Origin of the sequence: Cytobacillus sp. Bva_UNVM-123 (assembly GCF_046351715.2) — a bacterium.
GTDB lineage: Bacteria > Bacillota > Bacilli > Bacillales > Cytobacillaceae > Cytobacillus.
Window position 1 is genome coordinate 4885996 of the sequence record NZ_CM177772.1, and the last position, 20934, is coordinate 4906929.

20 protein-coding genes and 1 pseudogene are annotated in these 20934 nt (G+C 38.3%); 7 read left to right on the plus strand and 14 right to left on the minus strand.

What is annotated here, in order from left to right:
* Positions 1-185: 185 nt before the first annotated feature.
* From KDN24_RS24845 to spoIIR, 3 genes are all read right to left on the minus strand, one after another.
* Positions 186-737 carry a manganese efflux pump MntP gene (locus KDN24_RS24845; protein WP_409973161.1) on the minus strand — a complete coding sequence of 184 codons (552 nt, stop codon included), beginning with the start codon at positions 735-737 and terminating at the stop codon, positions 186-188.
* Between the two features lie 122 nt (positions 738-859).
* Positions 860-1909 (minus strand): L-threonylcarbamoyladenylate synthase, encoded by a 1050-nt coding sequence (locus KDN24_RS24850; protein ID WP_409973160.1) that lies wholly within the window; start codon positions 1907-1909, stop codon positions 860-862.
* 221 nt (positions 1910-2130) lie between these two features.
* A complete protein-coding gene (gene spoIIR, locus KDN24_RS24855; RefSeq protein ID WP_409973159.1) occupies positions 2131-2826 on the minus strand; it encodes a stage II sporulation protein R in 696 nt (231 codons plus the stop codon).
* Positions 2827-2978: 152 nt separating this feature from the next.
* On the opposite strand from spoIIR, the gene KDN24_RS24860 reads away from it, so the two are divergent.
* Both KDN24_RS24860 and KDN24_RS24865 read left to right on the plus strand, forming a co-directional pair.
* On the plus strand, positions 2979-3374 hold the full coding sequence (locus KDN24_RS24860; protein WP_409973158.1) for an Hpt domain-containing protein: 396 nt from the start codon (positions 2979-2981) through the stop codon (positions 3372-3374).
* Positions 3361-4242: an ATP-binding response regulator gene (locus tag KDN24_RS24865; RefSeq protein ID WP_409973157.1), complete on the plus strand. Its 882-nt coding sequence runs from the start codon at positions 3361-3363 to the stop codon at positions 4240-4242. The genes KDN24_RS24860 and KDN24_RS24865 overlap by 14 nt, the downstream gene beginning before the upstream one ends.
* 104 nt (positions 4243-4346) lie before the next feature.
* Here the strand turns inward: KDN24_RS24865 and prmC are convergent, their stop codons facing one another.
* Complete coding sequence (gene prmC / locus KDN24_RS24870; RefSeq protein ID WP_409973156.1) at positions 4347-5222, minus strand: peptide chain release factor N(5)-glutamine methyltransferase; 876 nt, start codon at positions 5220-5222, stop codon at positions 4347-4349.
* Positions 5215-6288 carry a peptide chain release factor 1 gene (prfA, locus tag KDN24_RS24875; RefSeq protein ID WP_409973155.1) on the minus strand — a complete coding sequence of 358 codons (1074 nt, stop codon included), beginning with the start codon at positions 6286-6288 and terminating at the stop codon, positions 5215-5217. Before prfA ends, prmC begins: the two co-directional genes overlap by 8 nt.
* A 461-nt stretch (positions 6289-6749) precedes the next feature.
* Here prfA and KDN24_RS24880 point away from each other — a divergent pair, with 461 nt between their 5' ends.
* From KDN24_RS24880 to KDN24_RS24895, 4 genes are all read left to right on the plus strand, one after another.
* Positions 6750-7295, plus strand: a complete 546-nt coding sequence (locus tag KDN24_RS24880; RefSeq protein WP_409973154.1) for a helix-turn-helix domain-containing protein — start codon at positions 6750-6752, stop codon at positions 7293-7295.
* Positions 7296-7320: 25 nt separating this feature from the next.
* Positions 7321-7539, plus strand: coding sequence for a hypothetical protein (locus tag KDN24_RS24885; RefSeq protein ID WP_409973153.1), 219 nt, complete (start codon positions 7321-7323; stop codon positions 7537-7539).
* A gap of 59 nt (positions 7540-7598) precedes the next feature.
* Complete coding sequence (locus tag KDN24_RS24890) at positions 7599-7829, plus strand: phage integrase (RefSeq protein WP_491348504.1); 231 nt, start codon at positions 7599-7601, stop codon at positions 7827-7829.
* Between the two features lie 125 nt (positions 7830-7954).
* Positions 7955-9064 (plus strand): lactonase family protein, encoded by a 1110-nt coding sequence (locus KDN24_RS24895; RefSeq protein WP_409973152.1) that lies wholly within the window; start codon positions 7955-7957, stop codon positions 9062-9064.
* Between the two features lie 270 nt (positions 9065-9334).
* Here the strand turns inward: KDN24_RS24895 and KDN24_RS24900 are convergent, their stop codons facing one another.
* From KDN24_RS24900 to KDN24_RS24915, 4 genes are all read right to left on the minus strand, one after another.
* The gene (locus KDN24_RS24900) at positions 9335-10570 is read right to left on the minus strand and encodes an IS110 family RNA-guided transposase (protein ID WP_491348142.1); all 1236 of its coding nucleotides are present in this window, start codon (positions 10568-10570) and stop codon (positions 9335-9337) included.
* 473 nt (positions 10571-11043) lie between these two features.
* Positions 11044-11697 (minus strand): GntR family transcriptional regulator, encoded by a 654-nt coding sequence (locus KDN24_RS24905; RefSeq protein WP_409970511.1) that lies wholly within the window; start codon positions 11695-11697, stop codon positions 11044-11046.
* A gap of 98 nt (positions 11698-11795) precedes the next feature.
* Positions 11796-12773 carry a DMT family transporter gene (locus KDN24_RS24910; RefSeq protein WP_409970510.1) on the minus strand — a complete coding sequence of 326 codons (978 nt, stop codon included), beginning with the start codon at positions 12771-12773 and terminating at the stop codon, positions 11796-11798.
* A gap of 139 nt (positions 12774-12912) precedes the next feature.
* Complete coding sequence (locus KDN24_RS24915; RefSeq protein WP_409970509.1) at positions 12913-13350, minus strand: hypothetical protein; 438 nt, start codon at positions 13348-13350, stop codon at positions 12913-12915.
* Between the two features lie 301 nt (positions 13351-13651).
* Here KDN24_RS24915 and KDN24_RS24920 point away from each other — a divergent pair.
* Positions 13652-15211, plus strand: a pseudogene (locus KDN24_RS24920) (IS1182 family transposase); the annotation flags it as partial.
* Between the two features lie 138 nt (positions 15212-15349).
* Here the strand turns inward: KDN24_RS24920 and KDN24_RS24925 are convergent.
* From KDN24_RS24925 to murA, 5 genes are all read right to left on the minus strand, one after another.
* Positions 15350-15970 (minus strand): thymidine kinase, encoded by a 621-nt coding sequence (locus KDN24_RS24925; protein WP_409971034.1) that lies wholly within the window; start codon positions 15968-15970, stop codon positions 15350-15352.
* 231 nt (positions 15971-16201) lie between these two features.
* Positions 16202-16411, minus strand: a complete 210-nt coding sequence (rpmE, locus tag KDN24_RS24930) for a 50S ribosomal protein L31 (protein WP_409971033.1) — start codon at positions 16409-16411, stop codon at positions 16202-16204.
* A gap of 142 nt (positions 16412-16553) precedes the next feature.
* Complete coding sequence (gene rho, locus KDN24_RS24935) at positions 16554-17822, minus strand: transcription termination factor Rho (RefSeq protein ID WP_409971040.1); 1269 nt, start codon at positions 17820-17822, stop codon at positions 16554-16556.
* 566 nt (positions 17823-18388) lie between these two features.
* Entirely contained in the window at positions 18389-19351 is a 963-nt protein-coding gene (gene glpX / locus KDN24_RS24940) for a class II fructose-bisphosphatase (protein ID WP_409971032.1), read from the minus strand.
* A 228-nt stretch (positions 19352-19579) separates the two neighbouring features.
* Positions 19580-20866, minus strand: a complete 1287-nt coding sequence (gene murA / locus KDN24_RS24945) for a UDP-N-acetylglucosamine 1-carboxyvinyltransferase (RefSeq protein WP_409971031.1) — start codon at positions 20864-20866, stop codon at positions 19580-19582.
* Positions 20867-20934: the final 68 nt, after the last annotated feature.

Consider the following 20934-nt stretch of genomic DNA (forward strand, 5'->3'; position numbering starts at 1 on the left):
ATGTCCAACCTATCCTTTCAGTGTACACTTTCATTTTTCTATTGCAATAAATTTTGAGATAACTTGATAGCAGCTTTCATCGTTAATAATCGTAAACTTGCCGAGTAGATAAAAAAAATCCACGAGTGATCATACCACTCGCGGACAATTATTATCGTAGATTAATAGACTTTTAACTCTTCATTTTATCCTATTAATAATTTTAATCCAAAAATAAGGAGGATGCTACCTCCAAGAGCTTCACTGTATGTACCAAGCCAGCCTTGTACTTTTCGACCGATTAATAAACCGAGCCATGTTAGAATGGTTGCAGTTATCCCGAAGCAAGATAATACAAGTAATGTTTTTGCTCCATAAATGCCGAGTGTTAAACTTGCCGAAAAACTATCAAGACTAACGGTAAAACCGAAGAGAAACAATCCCATTCCCACAGGAGTAATAAGACTGTTTTTTTCTTTTTTGACCCCTGTCCAAATCATCTGCACCCCAAGTACTAACAGCAAACCGCCACCAATATATGTAGCAATTTCACCGAATCTTTCTGACAACAGCTTCCCTGTAATAATGCCGAGCAAAGGCATCCAAACATGGAATAGACCAATCGTGAGGCCAATTTTAAAAATTTGTCTTAGACGAAGCTTGAACATACCCATCCCAAGGCCAACGGAAAAGGCATCCATCGCTAACGCAAATGCCATAATCGTAAGTGTAATAATTTCTGCGATTGTGTCTGACATACATTCTCCCCCTAAGACTTGCTATTTCAACATATGCATGTCCTATAGGTTTTAGAATGGAGCTTTACGTTTATTCAGAAAAAATCGCCTTGTCTTCGATATGTTAGTTAAATACAAACAAATTATTCGTTTTCATTTATGACGCGATGCGCAGCAGCTTTCATAAGTCGGTTCATGATGGCAAGTCCGACACCTTCATTGAAAAACATTTCACTATAAATGATATCCACATCTGTACGATTAAAAAACCGTAAAGCTTCATATAAAGAACTTGCCACTGTCGGGAGATCATTACGCTTTCCACAGGCATAGACATAATCGCCTTCATAATATTGCTTATTCTCTTCTGTTGTTAAAATCCCAACAATATGACCTTCCATTCTTTTCTCATTTACTAGCTTCTGGAGAAATTCTTTTGTTCCATCTACTAAATAGAGAGGAGCATTTGGTGCATAATGACGATATTTCATCCCAGGTGACTTCGGTGCTTTTCCATTATCAACAAGTGCAGGATCTACATTTACAGCGCCAATAACAGATTCCAACTGTTCCTTCGTTATGCCCCCAGGTCGTAATATTGTCGGAACATTTGCTGTGCAGTCCAATACGGTCGATTCTACTCCAACACCTGTAGGACCGCCATCAATTATTCCCGCAATCTTTCCATTGAGATCCTCCCACACATGTTCGGCTGTCGTTGGACTTGGCCTCCCTGAACGATTGGCGCTAGGAGCAGCGATTGGGATGCCCGATTGTTTAATAATCGCAAGAGCGACAGGATCGGCAGGCATTCGAACAGCTACTGTGGATAAACCAGCTGTCGCCTTGTTGGAAAGCTTGCCCGCTTTTTTTTGAAAAATAATCGTTAATGGACCAGGCCAGAACTTATCCATTAGTTTTTTCGCCTTCTCAGGTACATGAGCGACAAAGTCATGAAGCTTGGCAATATCAGCAATGTGGATAATTAGTGGATTATCACTCGGTCTACCTTTTGCAGCAAATATTTTTGCGACCGCTTCATCATTTTCGGCATTTCCACCTAATCCATATACTGTCTCTGTTGGAAATGCAACGACTTCATTCTTTTTTAAAAGCTCTGCAGCCTGTATAATTTGTGGATAACTTTCATATTCATCCACATATTTATCCACTGACCATCGATTTGTGTTCATTTTGTTCCACCTTTATTAACTACAATTTCAACAATTTTTAACCCTTTATTTCCGTCATATTTATCCTTATTACCTTTGAAAGTATAAAAGAAGTTCGTCAATTACTCAAGTATTATCCACAATTTGTGGATAGAAACACCTTAATTGTGAATAACTTTATGGAGATATCCACATTCCAGGAGAAAAAAACCCCAATAAAGCCGTTTATCCACAAAAGAAGGTTAACCAAAGATTTTCTCCCACAGTTCTTTGAAGAAAAACTTTACTTTTACTTCTTCCTCTTCTTCCTCTACATACATAGGCTGCTTTTCTTTCGCGGCCTCTCCCTTGTTTTCGTTTTCCTTCACTTTGTCTTTCTCAGCTTCCTTATTCTCTGCCTTTTCAGCTGTATCATTTTCGAATCCGTCACTTACAGCTACACCATTTGAAAAATCAAGGAAGCATAACGGTGGGAATAATACACACCACCAATTCGCCCCTTTCCCTTCACCAAGAGAAATCAATATCGCTTCATATTCTCCGGCAGGATAGAGAAACTGACCATATAACTTAGTCGGAAATTCAATTTTCCCAAAGTTAACTGTTACTTTTTGTGCTGACTTTTCCCTATCCATAACATTTTCAGCAATTTTTTGTATCTCCGGAAGCTTCGACTGAATTAACCTTCTTGCCTCTTCAATTGACGTTAACTCTGCCACCCATTCCGTAATCGCTTCATTTATATCATCTCTTACAAGCCTCTTTAATGCTTGATCATTTTCACTATCACTATTAGCTAGAATCCGAAGTCTAATAGCTTCATTTGGAATAACTAATGGTTCATCTGCCATTACTTCACTCTTTGGTATATACAAATTTAAAATAGTACCGATACATAAAAATATTACATATATTCCTGCAAGTGTTTTTGTCTTCATTTTCTGTCCACCCCTTTACTAACACATTGTGGACAAGATCTTCTATTTTTAACCTATTAAAAATAAAATAAATCTAGCTTTTTTAATAGCTTTCCATTAGATTAATAGCTGAATACGAACATAATATTTATTCGGGAAGGGTAATTAATATAATGAATTTAAATAAATATAAAAATCTTTTATTTAAAAAAATAAAGGTTCAAATAACAGATTGGTTTGAAAGCGGATCTCCCCAAGCAATATTAAACGAAGATGTTATCCGCTTCCTTCATTCGATTAAAGGGACGGCAGGTACTTTACAGCTAAGCGGACTACAGCATATCGCTTCAAACTTATTAGAAGCTGTGGAAAAAGACGATGGCCGCATGTGGACAGCTGAAGAACTGAGGAACTTTCTTTATGACTTAATTGAGCTAAGCTATGAATATGAACATTTTCAGCAAATAGATGAAAAAAACGTTCGACCACGGGAAGGCGATATTCCCCTTATTCAATTAATTGATTCAAATTTACGAAAAAAAATTCGTTTGGCTTTTGCCTGTTATTGAAAAAGTTATTGACAATCTACAAATTCAATCAAGAAATCATCGAATTGAATTAACTCAAGCTAGCAGCAATGATTTAGTATTAGGGGAACGCTCAAAATTAGAACATGTCTTCACGAATTTAATTAATAACGCGATTAAATATTCCCCAGCCGGCGGCAAAATTCACATTCATATGTACCGAAAAGACGACAAGCTTTTGGTTGATGTGGCTGATAACGGATTAGGCATTCCCGCTGACGCATTAAATAAGATATTTACAAAGTTTTTCCGGGTCGACAATTCAGATAGAAGAACGATTGGTGGTACAGGTTTAGGGTTAGCCATCGTGAAAGAAATGATGAAAGCGCATGATGGGGATATTATTGTTCACTCGGAGTACGGAAAAGGCAGCACTTTTACATTAGCATTTCCAGCTGTAGAGGGAGAACTCCAGCTAACATCAGAGAATCTGCCAACTTTGCAAGATATGGAGTACAGTGTGATGTTGATAGAAGATGATCAAAGCCTATCAGAACTGATCCACAACGAGTTATCTGAAAGTGGGTTTAAAGTTGTTCGTTTCGAAAAAGGTGAGCAAGCACTTAAATTTATTGAAACAAGCACACCAGATGCGATTGTATTAGATATTATGCTTGAGGAAGAACTAGATGGTTGGCACATCATGAAAACTCTTAAGGAAAGTGAACGGTTGAAAAATATACCAGTAATCATTTCAACGGCACTCGACGAGAAAGAAAAAGGCATTTCCCTCGGTGCCAATGACTACTTAATTAAACCATATAATCCAAGTCAATTATCAAGAGCCCTCATGCAAACACTATTAAAAATCGGCAAAGTCGGACAAATATTAGTCCCTGAAAATGAATAATAAAAATGTCCATTTACGGTGCCAGGCACCGTAAATGGGCACCGTAAATGGACATTTTTATTTGTTTTGTGCGCCTACAGTGGACACTTTCTCTTTATTTGGATTTATTCAAAACCAATTTCAGCAAATACCATCCGATCTTTTCCGTTAATATCATGGACAATTTCAATTTTTGCCTTAGGAAAAGCCTTCTTAAGCAGTTGAGACACTGCGGCACTTTGACCTACTCCCACCTCTAAACCGACTAGGGCCCTTTCTTTCAGAACAGCAGGCAGCTGCAGTGAAAGCTTCTTATAAATATCTAGGCCATCATTGCCTGCAAACAAAGCACGATGTGGTTCATAGTCCTTCACTACGTCAGACATCCAAGCAATATCTCCAGCAGGAATATATGGAGGATTGGAAATGATAATATCGAATTTTTTCCTGGCAGCCATGAATGGCAGCAACAAGTCACCTTGAATAAATTGAATATCAGCCTTAAGTCGCCTTGCATTTTCTTCTGCTAAAAGAAGCGTCGGTTCATAAATATCAGTCGCAGTCACATTTAATTCATGTTTCTCTAACTTTAATGTAATCGCGATAGCTCCACTTCCTGTTCCTAAATCTACAAGTTCAAGGCTGTTTTCCTCATTAAATAGTCGATTAATTCGCTGTAAAGCTCCATATACTAATTCCTCAGTCTCAGGACGAGGAATTAATACATTCTCATTAACCTTAAAACAGCGACCGTAAAACTCCTCAGAGCCAATTATATATTGGATCGGCTTCCCCTCTACATGAAGGAAGACTGCTTTTTTAAACATCTCAATAATTTCAGGTTCCACACTATCTCGCATACTAGCAAGCAGCTGTGAACGATTCAATCCCATATAGTGCTGTAACAATAGTTCTCCCGCATTTTCATCACGATTTTTTACCTTTAAAAAAGAAGAAGCCCACTGCAGGGCTTCATACACTTTCATAGATTGATTACTCATTTGATGCGCTTTCCAGCTTCGCAGATTGTTCCTCAAGAATTAAAGCATCAATGACTTCATCGATTTTTCCTTGAAGAATTTGGTCAAGCTTTTGAATCGTTAAACCAATTCGGTGATCTGTCACGCGGTTTTGCGGGAAATTATACGTACGAATTCGTTCCGAACGGTCGCCTGTACCAACAGCTGATTTACGTACTTGATCATATTCAGCCTGTGCCTCTTGCTGAAATTTATCATATACACGAGCACGCAATACCTTCATTGCCTTTTCTTTATTCTTAATTTGCGATTTTTCATCTTGGCAAGATACAACTGTACCAGTAGGCAAGTGGGTTAAACGAACGGCAGACATCGTTGTGTTTACACTCTGTCCACCAGGCCCGCTTGAAGCAAATGTATCAACGCGAATATCTTTCTCATGGATTTCAACCTCTACTTCTTCTGCTTCAGGAAGAACAGCAACCGTTGCTGTAGACGTATGAATACGTCCGCCTGACTCCGTCTCTGGAACACGCTGAACACGGTGGGCACCATTCTCATATTTTAATTTTGAAAAAGCACCAGTTCCATTAATCATAAAAATAATTTCCTTATAGCCGCCTACACCGGTTGAGTGTACTTCAATGACATCCGTCTTCCAACCCTGTGCATCAGCAAAACGGCTGTACATCCGATATAAATCACCGGCAAATAGTGCAGCCTCATCACCGCCAGCAGCACCACGAATTTCCATAATAACGTTTTTATCATCATTCGGATCTTTTGGAATAAGAAGAATCTTTAATCGATCTTCAAGCTCCTCCATCTTATCTTCAAGCTCATGAAGCTCTTCTTTAACCATTTCGCGCATGTCTGCATCTAATTTTTCATCAAGCATTGCCTTCGCATCTTGAAGCTGTTCACGAACAACTTTATATTCACGATATGCGTCAACTGTTTCTTGTATATCAGATTGTTCCTTAGAATATTCACGCAGTTTTTTCGGATCATTTACGATATCAGGATCACTTAATAGCTCATTTAATCTTTCATATCGATCTTCGACAGATTGAAGACGATCAAACACAGCATTCACCTCAATTTTCCATTACACCTCGGATTATTATTTCCGAGCCATATATATAAAATACATAATACGTTTACGAGCAGATCTATAACATTATAATTATAGTATAGAGTGAGAGTGCAGTCAAAACTAATTCTTAAGATTCTAATGTGACATTGCAATTTATCCAATCATTGACTTCTCTTAAAAAAAAATAATCCACCATACTATGTAAAATTAAAGATAAGTGAATGTATGTTTTCGTTATAAGAACAGCAACTTATCTTTAATGTCACACTTTATATGATAATTAGTACATCACTTATATAAGTGGTGTACTTTTTTATTTATTTGACCTCTTAAATGACCTCATTTACTACTACAACACAAGGTAAATTTTACATGTAGATACCACGATATATCGTGGTAAAATTAAGAACATACATTCTGAGAACGAACATCCTTTTAAGGTGGGTTAAAAATTGAAAAAATACACTGTTAAAGAGGTAGCTGACCTCTTAGGCAAACATGAGGAAACCATTAAACGTTGGATTCGAGCAGGGAAATTACCTAACTCATATAGAAATAGCGATAAAGAAGGTTGGAGAATACTTGAATCGGATTTATTAACGCTAAACAATGTTATTTCGATTAACAGTACAGAACAACAGGAAGATGAAATAAATTCGAGTTCTGATGAAACGGAGTTAGTTAAATTAGCCTATGAGGCTGTCACTCTTACTTCCCCTACTGATGAAATGCTATCTATTTTATCTGTTGTAGGAATTAAAAGAACTTTAGAGATCCTTTTGATCATGCAACAATCAGCAACAAAGGTAAAGAATCCCGATGGGTTCATTCGTAAAGCAATTCGTGAGAATTGGAGTCCGACTTCTATTCCTATAAAAATGCCAAGAAAGCAAAGCAAAAGGGCTTACGAGTTATCCCAAAATGAATATCAAGAACAATTTAATACAGTAGAAAACCAACAACCCAAAATCCCTTTCTATAATTGGCTTGAAGATTAACTTAATTAAAGTAGGTGTTATTCTCATGTCTAAATATTGGTACGATTATTGCCCTGATGGTGTGGAAAGTCGTTTTGAATTATTAGTTTTTGATCGACAAAATCATCCTTTTCTTCCGTTAACGGAACATTATCACGATTGTATCGGAAGAATTAGTAAAAGTTCAGCTCTTTCGTATCTTCAATGCCTTCTTCCCTTTTTCACATGGTTAGATCAATTTAGCAACTTCAAGGAAACCGAGTGAATTGGGATGATTCGCCAGACATCATACGAATAGCCATAGAAGATTACCTTATGACCGAAATGGCTTGTAAAGTAAAAGAAAAAGATACTTTTCGATTTGTTAATCGAACAAATAAAAGTCCTAATACAGTTAATCGTTTCCTATCGGCATTAAAGTCATTCTATAATTCTCTAATTCACTTAAAGCAATATAAATATTCAAATCCCCTCATAGATTCATATGCAATTTTAAATGACTATAAAAGTAATACTGAAGGTGTGAGGCAGGATAAACCTCGCTTCTTCAACTAACGGGGCAGGTTAGTGGGATAAGTGGATGATAGTCCACCTCTGTTTGTAAACCAACTTACATCCATTTGGGGAATATAGCTGGCAAAAGAATCATATAAAATTATGAAAAGGAGGCGAGCCATAAAATGCAGATATTAAACAACTATTTTCGTTCGCGTACGAGTATGGTGTACATGATGACCAATAATGAAGTAATGAATCAAGTCATTGCCTTTTACAGGGACATGAATGGAATGCTCACCATTGCGGGTGCCTATCCAACTTATGGTAGAGGTACTGGTACAAAGGAAGTCTCCCCTGCAAATGTACAGGATGGTGTCGATCCCCTTGCGTCACAAGGAGCCCTAACTTTGTCCCGTGATGGACGTTTCCTGCTTGCAGTGAACGCAGGCAGCCATAGTATCAGCAGTTTTATCATTACTGACAGCGGTGCACCCGTTCTCGTGGATGTGAAGCCATCAGGAGGTGCTCAGCCCAATACCGTAGATGTGTTTGGTAATCTTGTCTATGTTGCCAATGTAGGGAATGTGGCTAACAATTTTGCCTCCAATATCACTGGTTTTCGCATAGATAATAACGGACGACTTACTCCTATTCCCGGATCCACCCATTCTCTCAGTACTTTCAATGCTCAACCCGCTCAGGTTCTCTTCACTCGTGATGGTAGTAAAATCCTTGTATCCGAGTATACTTCAAACCATCTCAGTGTATTCCCTGTAAATAAAGATGGTACGGTTACAGGACCAATCGTTAATGATTCTTACGGTCAAGGACCATTTGGCGTTTACTTTCTATCGTCTGGAATTCTCTTAGTTACGGAAGAAGTATCAAATGCACTTTCATCTTATTCAATGAGCAACGACGGTATCCTTCATGTGATTAGCGGCTCTGTACCAACCGGATATCAAGCTGCTTGTTGGGTTGTAACTACGAGAGATGAACGTTTTGCATACATTACCAACACCTTAAGCGGTACCATCTCCACCTACCGAATAGATCCCAATGGAGCACTGTCGGTAGTAAGGCATATTACCAGTACACCGCCAGGCACAGCACCAGGTCTTCCGATGGATGTTGGAGTGAGTAAAGATGGACGGCATTTTTACACCCTTAACGGAAATCAGGGTACAGTGTCAGTATTTAATATCCAAGATGATGGTAGTCTAGTAAGATTGCAGGTTGTTGCCTGGACTAACTTTCCCTACCTTGGGTCGCAAGGTTTAGCTGTTCTTTGATTCTATTGGGTTCACCATACTGTGTGGGAATAGAAAAATACAGGAGTTGCTAAAAACAAGGCTGCCGACATACTGGTGGCTTTTGTTATGGGAAAACATAATTGCCAGCAAGATTGTGAAGAAATGTACTTAAACAAAACCAGCCAATAGTTGTCAACATTTTTTAATAAAAAAATTAAAAATATCATGTTATACTAAATTCGTGTATACCAAATAACCGTCCAAATACTGTGTTTGGAAAGTTCCGGTTAACTCGGTTAAATTGTTAAATCAAGCTAAATCTTGGAAAGAAGTTTTGCTTTTTAAAAGTGCATAAATCCAATGTAGGAGTTTGTTTGCACAAGCTATCACAGCTACTCTAAAAGGTTTTCCTTCTTCCCGTTTTTTATCATAAAACGCTCGTAATCTCTTATTACGAGGAAGGATTTCATCCGTTGTTTTCTGTTTGCGACAGTCACGAATAGCACATTTAACAGCCATATACAAAGCTTGACGTAGTCTGCTAGAGCCTCTTTTGGTAATTCGATTGTAAGTACCTTTGAATGTGCCAGATTCAAAGACACTTGGATCAAGACCGGCAAATGCGACTAGTTTCTTAGGATGATTAAACCTTTCAATTTCCCCAACTTCAGAAATAATCGTGGCTGCGATTTTTTCACCGATACCGGGAATTGATCGGATAATCTTAGATTCTTCAATACTTTTTGCTAAAACATCTATCTCATTTTCAAGCATGGATAGATGTTTTTTGTATTCAAAGAGCATATTAATAAACATATCTAAGCTCAGGGCAAGACTAGAGTATAAAACCTTCTGAAAAGGGTTTTGAGCTGCGGCAGTCATTAGCTTTTCAGCCTGTTTGTTTGCCCATTGTAGTGAACGAGTATTACAGAATTCTTTTATTTTAGTTGTTAATGTTTCAGTATCACCTTTCAAGACATCTTCTGAAGTAGGAAATGCTTGTAATGTCTTTAAAGAAACGTCCGAATATAAATCTCCAAAAACCTTACTATATCCAGGAAAAACTTGATCCAAAACTGCTTGAAATTGTAGTTTGGTTTGTACAAACATGCCTGTGATATTATCGTGCTGTCTCGTAAGATGACGTAAGTTCATAAGTTGGATACCACGCTTTTTATAAGGCTCTAAATCCTCTTTATAATACAGCTCGCAGAGGTGATTGGCATCAATGATATCTGTTTTTACCTTTCGCAAACTAGAACTTTTTGCTTTATAGGAGATGAGTGGATTTACAATAATAATTAAATAGCCTTTGTCCTCAAAATATTGAACAACCGGTGTATGATAATGACCCGTTGATTCCATTACAAGAGGGGGACGTTCTCCTGAAATATCTTCTATCTCTTTAATAAAATCTAATAAACTAGCTAACCCATCAAGATCATGTTTTACTTTGAAACTTTTTTTGTAGGGTTTCTTTCTCTCCAAGTATGCTTGAATCTGACTTTCACCTTTTGCCACATCCAGACCAATGACTGGATTCATTATAAACTTCCTCCTCCAAATATAATTACCGGTACCCCTAATCCTTCTTGTAGTGTCATAGCTTCGCTTGTTATACGAGATCATTGTCCCAACCAGCCTCAAACATGTTTCTACAAGTAGGGGGCGAACTGTTTTGCGGACGGGGTCTTAGCCCCACGGGCGCGAACGTTCTACCCCGGCTACCGTTATCATATATCGATATAAAAAATGGTCAACCAGAAATATTTTCTGGCTGACCTAATAATACGAAACGGTTGCGATAGTTGAACAACAAACAACACCGTTGTTGTGGTAAATGGGGTCATATGTTGTACAAAATAGGATAGATGAACACAGGTGTTTTAGTCCTGTTCATCTATCCTCTCTTTTTCCACATAAAATGTGTGACATTATATCCAGTTATCTAATTCTAAATGATTTTAAACATTTTCTTGACTTTTAATAAAATTCCTACAGTGGATTACCTTCCTTCTTTACTCTCCATCACCGATTAAAATTCTTCCTAAACTCAGCCAATTTTCTTCAATTAATGTACTTGCCAAGATTGCATCTTTCGACCGACAGGCCGCAATAATTCCATTATGCTGTTCAATGGAATGTCTTGCATTTAATGAACTGAACTTTGAAAATTCTAATCTTCTGATCTTCGACATCACGCGGTCTAATGCGAATTCGATTTCAGGATTACCTGAAGCTTTTAATAAAATGTTGTGAAAGCTGTCATCTGCTTCTACTGCTCGAATAACGTCCTTTCGATCAATGGCGTTTTGTAATCGGACATTGCTTTCTTCCATTTGAATGATTTCTTCCTCGGAAAGTAACGGAACTGCAAGCCATGCCGCTAAACGGTGTAAAGCAGCAACAACTGTAAATGCATTTTTCGCCTCCTCTAAAAAAATAGGTGTGATTCGTGTTTGTGAGCCTGGCATAGATTCAACAAGCCCCTCATCTTCAAGCCGTTTTAACGCCTCTCTAACTGGTGTCCGGCTCACCCCAAATTGGGCTGCTAAATCCTTATCCATTATTCGTTCTCCAGGCTCTAGCTCGAGTGTAATAATCGCTTTCTTCAAGGATTCATATACTTGATCTCGTAAAGCTGGCCGGTCAATCATTTTAATATTTTTCATAAAACCAATATATCAATCTGGAATTTAGATGTCAATTTTGCTGAAATGAAATTCACTCGTTCGATTCATTATCCGTTAGAAAGTTCAGCTACATGCAGTTAGCTTGATTTATATGTGACAGCAGCCAACTTAACTGGTTTTTCTCGATGGGAAACAGAGCTGTGCAAAACCATTCCAATCATAACAAGAGCCATTCCGAGCCAAGATATAGATGAAGGGAGTGGCGAAGCAAGCAATATTATTTCTCCAACTACCGCAAATAAAACTTCAATGGACTGTGTCGCTTCCACTGCAGCTAATTTCTTCATATTTCCTTTCACTAAATCGGTTGCTTGGAAAAATAGAACCGTTGCAATGACGCCAGAAAAAATGGCAACAAGAAGCGCTTGGAGCGACTGTTCTTTGCTAGGTAAACCAACTGTAGCGAGTCCATACAAAGATAAAAGAAGCCAAAGTGGAAGGCTTGCAATCGTCATTCCTAATACACGCTGATAGGCATCAAGCCTGCCTTCACATACTTCCATCATTTTACGATTTCCTAAAGGATAGGCAACCGAAGCAATCATGACTGGCAAGACGCCTAATAATAATTCCTTCGCAGATAAATGGTTCGCTTGCTCAACTTGCATAAGAGCGACACCAAGTAAAATGATCATTGACATTGCAAGACCGATAAACGGGATTTTTCCTCTTACCTTCAAAGGACCATTAGCTGTTTGTTTCATTTCGACAAATAAAGGGGCAAGAAGTGAACCAGAAATAATCGTCACCTGCCATGTACCAGCGATTAGCCAGCCTGGACCATATGCCGCAGCAAAGCTTAACGGGGCATAAAAAAAGCCGAAACCGATTATGCTCCATAATAGCCAAGCTAAATATTTCTTTCTCATCTCTTGTAAAAGTGGCTTCATTCCTTTCCTACCGATAACGATGATTAGCAGAAACGGCACCATAAAAAAATACCTGAGAGAGGCACTCCAGATCCAGCTGCCTCCAGAAACCGCCATCGACCGATTCAAAATAAACGTAAAGGCAAAAAAGAATGCTGCTAAAACCCCTAGTACAATCGGTCGCATTTTCAATTCACTCCTCACATTAATATTTTTTATAAAAGCCCAATTTTTATATAACTAATATATCGCATTTTGGTTTTAAATCAACATATTTCTTTAACAGAGCTATTAACAAAAAACACCTTGCTCTCGCAAGGTGCCTTTACGTACGGTCTTCTTGAATTTTTACTTGAATATGATAGCGTGGTAAACCTTTTAATAATTTCTTTCGGAGTGCAGAAGCATCTTTAACTCTTTGCTGATTTTTAATCATTCCCCTTTTGTAAGCAGTCACCCACATATCATCACCATTTATCCAAATCGGACCTGCTCGAAACTCACCAGTTGCCTCAATAATTTGTCGTGCTTTATCAATGTCAGCTCCGTTATTTACACGATTCCCATCTGTATTAGGGAAATTAGGATTTTGAGCATCCATTGACCAATCTCTTGTATTATATTCTTGGCGATCTAATCGATTTGAAATAAAAGTAGTACCGTCCCTTACTTCATTCTCGCCATACAAATTCTCAGCTCCTTGATTTTGACCACAGGCAGCTAGAAAGATAAGTACTAAAATGAAAAAAAGATAATTCTTCATCTCTTACACCTCCTTTTCATAGCATGTCCGTAAATAAAGGAAGAATGTACCGCCAATTTCAACCATACAATACTACCCTTTTTAAAATCGATCTTGTTTTAACATTTGAGGCGCTAATTTCTCTCGCTTTTTTCCATATAAAAAACGAGGCTGGGACAAAACCCACCTCTAAGATGAAAAAGCCGGTGAAATTTTACGACGAGTAAAATTTCACCGGCTTTGATTATTTTGTAATAAAATAAGGACAACTTCTGATAAAATTAAGTTACCACACCAAATCAAATCAGAAAGAAGTGTCCTTATGTTTAAACATTATAACATGAATCAAATCGTTTTGCCCTTAGATTTAGAAGTAAAATTACAAAATAATGATATTGCCCTCCATGTTCATCATTTAGTTGAAAGTATCCCTCATGAAGCCTTTGAACCATTTCTTCGAAATGAGGGCTGCCCTGCCTATCATCCACGCATGATGCTTAAAATTATCCTATGTGCCTACACGCAATCTGTCTTCTCAGGGCGCAAAATTGAAGCCCTATTAAAAGACAGTATCCGTATGATGTGGCTAGCTCAAGGATATGAACCAAGCTACCGAACTATCAACCGATTCCGTGTACAACCGGAGGTAAAAGAATTAATCCGCCAATGCTTCGTTCAATTCCGCTGCCAGTTAGTACAAGAAAATCTGATTGACCAAGAAGCGATTTTTATTGATGGTACAAAAATTGAAGCAAATGCGAATAAATTTACGTTTGTCTGGAAAAAATCAATTGAGAAATATCATCAAAGTTTAATTGAAAAGTCAAACCAGCTATACGATGAACTCCTTAAGAACGAAATCATCCCTGAACTTGAACGTGAAAGCGATGAACAGTTATCAATGGATGAGCTCACTCAAATGGTTCAAAAAGTGAACGATGTCGTAACCGATTATAATAAACAAATTGAAGCATCATCAGACATTCCAGAGCGAAAAACTCTAAGAAGTGAACGTAAATACCCGAAACAAGTGCAAAAACAGTTGATTGATTTTGTCTTACGAAAACGGAAATATCAACGAGACTTTGAAATCTTTGGCTCACGTAATAGCTATTCTAAAACAGACCCGGATGCGACATTTATGCGGATGAAAGATGATTATATGCAAAACGGACAATTAAAAGCTGGTTACAATGTACAAGTCGCAACGGAAGGACAGTACGCACTTGCCTATAGTTTATTTTCAGATCCAACAGACACACGAACGTTAATTCCGTTCCTAGATGAGATCGAGCGACGTTATTTTGAATTACCGAAACACATTGTGGCAGATGCAGGTTATGGCAGTGAACAAAATTATGATGATATCCTTTCAAATCGTAAACGAGAAGCGCTAATTACGTATAATATGTACTTGAAAGAGCAAAAGAAAAAATATAAACAAAACGAATTCAATCCAGATAACTGGCAGTATGATGAAGAAAACGAAGCGTACATTTGTCCGAACCAGCAACGCCTTTTATATAAATATCATTCTGTACGTACGGATAAAACAGGCTTCAAACGAGAGTTTAAAATCTATGAATGTGAAGACTGTTCGGACTGCCCATTCCGTTCTTCATGTACGAAAGCAAAAGAAGGTAATAATCGAAAGTTAATGGTGAATGAAAAGTGGGAACAACAAAAAGAATATGTGCGAGCAAAGCTTTCAGAAGAGAAAACAAGTGCCATCTATCGTAAACGTAAAATCGATGTGGAACCAGTTTTTGGATTCTTGAAGGCTAATTTGCGTTTCGCTCGATTTTCTGTACGAGGAAAATCGAAGGTAGAAAACGAAATGGGCTTTGCGTTAATGGCAGTGAATTTAAGAAAATTCACTGCCATTAACTAAGGGAATAGAAGAATTTATATGCAAAAATAGAGAAAGGTGAATTTGAGGATCCTCAAATTCACCTTTCTCGCTATTTGAAGCTAGTTATGTCCCAGCCTCAGCGTAAGTATTTTTTATTAGCATAAATAACTATGATAAGGTCTCAGTCGTTTTTACTCCACCTTTAATGGTTGGAGATTTCGGCACTTCATGATGATGACGGCAACGTGCTTCATAAGCTTCTGAAGCACCGACTAAAATAATTGGATCATCATATGAAGCAGGCTTGCCATTAATTAATCGCTGTGTTCGACTTGCTGGTGAACCACAAATTGTACAAACAGCTTGCAGCTTTGTCACTGATTCAGCAATGGCCATCAATTCTGGCATTTGACCAAATGGTTCTCCGCGAAAGTCTTGATCAAGACCAGCTGCAATCACACGGTATCCACTATCTGCTAGGTGCTGGATCACCCGTACGATTTCTGAGTCAAAAAACTGAACTTCATCAATAGCAATCACGTCAGTATCCGTTTGAATATATTTAAAAATATCTGTCGATTGGGAAATCGGAATGGCTGTATAGGAGGTGCCATTATGAGAAACAACTGCCTCATCACTATAGCGGTTATCAATTTGCGGCTTAAATACTACAATTTGCTGCTTTGCAAATTGTACTCTTCTTACGCGACGGATAAGTTCTTCAGATTTACCCGAAAACATACTTCCACAAATGACCTCTACCCATCCTTTGTGATTCATAACATACATGGATGACCTCTCCTTCTTCAAAAAGCGCTGACCGACAAAAAGTACCACATCTTTTTGCAACATCAATATCTACGTGATTGTTTTCTTGATGCTTTATCCTTTTGAAAACAATTACGCTTGCGTGCGAAGTACGTCTTGTCCGTCAGAGCTAGACCGTTCTCTAGTTTTAAAAATTTGGTAAAAGAGAAATAAAAAACAGGCAAGAAAAGAAGCTTGCCTGTTTTGATTGTGTTATTGTTGTTGCTTAATGCCGTATTTTTTGTTGAAACGGTCAACACGTCCGCCAGCTTCAGCGAATTTTTGACGTCCTGTGTAGAATGGATGGCATTCAGAACAAGTTTCTACGCGAATTTCTTGTTTAACAGAACCTGTTTCAAATTCATTACCACATGCACATCTTACTAATGCTTTCGTATAGTTTGGATGAATTCCTGCTTTCATTCTTTTCATCTCCTTCCGCCCTGAATCATACTGAGACAGAGTATATATTACCGGGAATCAAATGATTTCCGTATAATTCAAAAACACACTGGAATTATTATAACAAGGACAAATCTATTTTGCAATAATGGATTTCCGCAAATTAATTAGAACGTTTTGCTTTCATTTCTTCTCCTAAATTAGCAAAAAACTCTTCATTTGATTTTGTTTGTCTTAATTTACGCAAAAACTTCTCTGCAAAATCAGGTGAATCAGACATAGACTTGCGAATCGCCCATAATTTATCGAGATGGTCTTTTTGAATAAGCAATTCTTCTTTACGCGTACCAGAGCGGCGAATATCGATGGCAGGGAAAATTCTTCTTTCAGCAAGAGAACGATCAAGATGAAGCTCCATATTCCCTGTTCCTTTGAACTCCTCATAAATAACGTCATCCATCCGTGAACCCGTATCAACTAATGCGGTTGCTAAAATAGTTAAGCTTCCGCCCTCCTCGATATTTCGGGCAGCACCGAAGAATCGCTTCGGTCTGTGGAATGCAGCAGGATCAATCCCTCCTGATAATGTTCTTCCACTCGGCGGGATGACAAGGTTATATGCTCTTGCCAGCCTTGTAATACTGTCCATTAAAATAACAACATCACGTTTATGCTCAACTAAACGCATCGCACGCTCAAGAACGAGCTCAGCGACCTTAATATGATTTTCAGGAACCTCATCAAATGTCGAACTAACAACATCACCTGCTACAGAACGTTCAATATCTGTAACTTCCTCAGGACGCTCGTCAATTAGGAGAACAATTAATTCCACTTCAGGGTGATTTGTTGTAATGCTGTTGGCAATTTCTTTTAACAGCATTGTTTTACCGGCCTTAGGAGGAGCCACAATAAGTCCACGCTGACCAAAACCAACAGGTGCAAGTACATCCATAATCCTTGTTGATAAATGTTTTGGCGTTGTTTCAAGCTTCATGTGGTTATCAGGATATAAAGGAGTCAAAGCTGGGAAGTGAACACGTTCTTTAGCAGACTCTGGGTCATCTCCATTCACCAACTCGACTTGCAGCAAACCAAAATAACGCTCATTTTCCTTCGGAGGACGGACCTTTCCGGAAACTTTGTCTCCATTTCTTAAATCAAAACGACGAATTTGGGATGCTGATATGTAAATATCCTCAGAGCTTGGTGAATAGTTAATTGGACGTAAAAATCCAAAACCTTCAGATTGGATGATTTCAAGGACACCCTCCATAAAGAAGTAGCCTTCCTTTTCAGCCCGTGCTTTTAAAATAGCAAAGATTAATTCTTTTTTTGTTAATTTGCTGTAATAAGAAACTTTATATTCGCGGGCAAGCTCATAAAGTTCTTTTAATTTCATATTTTCTAAACTTGAAATATTTAATCCCATATTGACACCACACTTTTGAATTTTCAATCTTTTTCCTCATATATAATTGGACAAAACTGACTATAATTTTTTCTTCATTCTTTTTAAATAAGAGAATATGCTTTTTGAGGTAAAGGAAATTGAATTTACAATCAAATACACCTTACGAATTTACGCCTAGATTTTTTACCTTCGCTTGTAATCTGAAGGCTAACTTGAGGCATTAACTTTATTCATTCTAAAATTAAGGACATATTTGCATTCATCATACCGCTAAAAGAAGTGGGAGACTCTTGCTGAATGAAGTTAAACATGAAATCTCTAATACCGAGGGTTTGTTCGGAAAGCGCCATTTTATGGCTATTATTGAGGTTTCCTCTTTTTTATAAAACAATCTCTATTTTACCCCTTTATTAGAGATTTAATCAACTAAATTTTGAAAATCATTCAATTAAATAAGGATAATTATCTAGTTAGGAAGGAAATGCGATGATAGATCTCCCTTTTTGGGCCTGAAGTTTCAAATTATGCGGTCCAAGTTACGTATTTAGTAAATGTTGAACCGCATACTATTTCTCTCTCTATTTTTAGCCGATTACGAGGTTTGGCTTTTTCTTTAAGCTATGACGACCTTCAATAAAGCGGACTGTACCAGATTTCGCACGCATAACAATCGAATGAGTAGAACCATAAAAACCTTTATATTGTACGCCGCGAAGCAGCTCCCCATCTGTTACACCTGTAGCTGCAAAAATCGCGTCATCACCCTTTACTAAGTCTTCCATGCGAAGAATCTTATTAAGGTCGAGACCCATTTTCTTGCACCGTTCTACTTCAGCATCATTTTGAGGAACAAGCTTTCCTTGAATTTCTCCACCTAAACATTTAAGAGCAACAGCAGCAATAACACCTTCTGGTGCACCACCTAGTCCAAATAGGATATCTACACCTGTATGGTCAAATGCAGTATTAATTGCTCCTGCTACATCCCCATCATTAATTAATTTAATTCTTGCCCCTGCTTCTCGAAGCTGGCTAATAATATGTTCGTGTCTTGGACGGTTAAGAACCGTTGCAACAACATCAGCTATATCTTTATTTTTTGCCTTTGCAACAGCCTTTAAGTTATCTATAACGGAGGCATTAATATCTATTTGTCCAACAGCTTCAGGCCCAACTGCAATTTTATCCATATACATATCTGGTGCATGCAATAAGTTTCCATGGTCAGCAACAGCTAGAACAGCTAGAGCGTTCCATCCACCTGAAGCAACAATATTCGTTCCTTCAAGAGGATCTACTGCAATATCCACTTGTGGGCCTTGATTCGTTCCTAGCTTCTCACCAATATATAACATCGGGGCTTCATCCATTTCACCTTCTCCGATGACTACTACTCCTTGCATTGGCACTGTATCGAATACATTCCGCATAGCAGTTGTCGCTGCATCATCTGCTTCGTTCTTTAATCCTCTTCCCATCCAACGAGCAGATGCTAAGGCTGCAGCCTCTGTTACTCGAACTAGTTCCATCGATAAACTTCGTTCCATCCAAATTTCCTCCTCATAAGAAAAGCGCAGCGCCTTGGTCAGCGTCGTACGAACTAACCCTGTGGCAATGCCTGCATAAGTGTTTTCTTTGGGCTTTAGCCTAGAAAATACAATCAGGCTTAGCGTGACTAGCACGTCCTATGCATCGGAAGTTCGCAAGGCGCTAGGCGCTGGAGCTAGACAATTCTCTAACTTCAAAAATTATATTTTTTTTAAAACAAACTTAATTTAAGCATTTTTCATTTGTTCCTGCTCTTCTTTTGTTAAGCTTTCACGCCAAACAGTCGCACCAAGCCCATTAAGCTTTTCTACGAGATGACTGTACCCGCGATCAATATGCTCAAGTCCAGTTACTTCTGTTACTCCTTCAGCAATTAGACCTGCAATAACGAGCGCTGCACCCGCTCTTAAATCACTTGCTTTCACTTTTGCACCTTGAAGCTGAACTGGCCCATGAATAATGGCTGAACGCCCTTCAACTTTAATATTAGCGTTCATTCTTCTTAATTCATCAATATGCTTAAAGCGAGCTCCATAAATCGTATCCGTTACCATGCTTGTCCCTTCTGCTTTTGTTAAAAGCGAAGTAAGCGGCTGTTGAAGATCCGTTGGGAATCCAGGATAAACAAGTGTTTTAATATCAATTGCCTTCAAATTATTTACTGGACCAATGAATACTTGATCATCTCCAGCTTCAACTTCAACGTCCATTTCTCTTAGCTTTGCAATTAAGGATTCAAGATGCTGTGGGATTACATTATCAATTAAGATCCCCTCACCAACAGCCGCACCTAATATCATATATGTACCTGCCTCAATTCGGTCAGGAATAATGGTATGCTGACAGCCATGAAGGTGCTCAACCCCATCTATTCGAATGACATCTGTCCCAGCACCTTTAATTTTTGCACCCATATTTGTAAGCAATGTGGCAACATCAATGATTTCCGGCTCTTTAGCCGCATTTTCAATAATGGTTCGGCCTTTTGCTCTAACGGCTGCGAGCATAATATTAATCGTGGCACCTACACTAACTACATCAAGATAAATACGGGCACCATGAAGCTCGTCAGCACGCAAATAAATGGCACCTTGTTCATTTGTTACATTTGCTCCAAGTGCTTCGAAGCCTTTTATATGTTGGTCAATCGGTCTTGGACCGAGGTGGCAACCACCTGGAAGACCAATTACTGCTTTTTTGAATCTTCCGAGCATCGCACCCATTAAATAATAAGAAGCTCGAAGTTTTTTTACTTTCCCATTCGGCAAAGGCATGGAAATCATAGAGGAAGGGTCGACAATCATATCATTATTAGAGAAATTGACTGTTCCTCCCAGTTCTTCTAGCAGTCCTTTTAAAATTTGAACATCCGAAATATCTGGCAGCCCTTCTATTGTGACAGGTGAATCCGCTAGAATTGTAGCTGGAATCAGTGCAACTGCACTATTTTTCGCCCCGCTAATTCGAACCGTTCCTTTTAAAGGGTAACCGCCTGCAATCATTAGCTTTTCCATTGTTGACTCCTTTCTACGCCGGTTTATACTTGGCTAGTAAGAAAGTATAAGTTTATTATCGTTCTAAA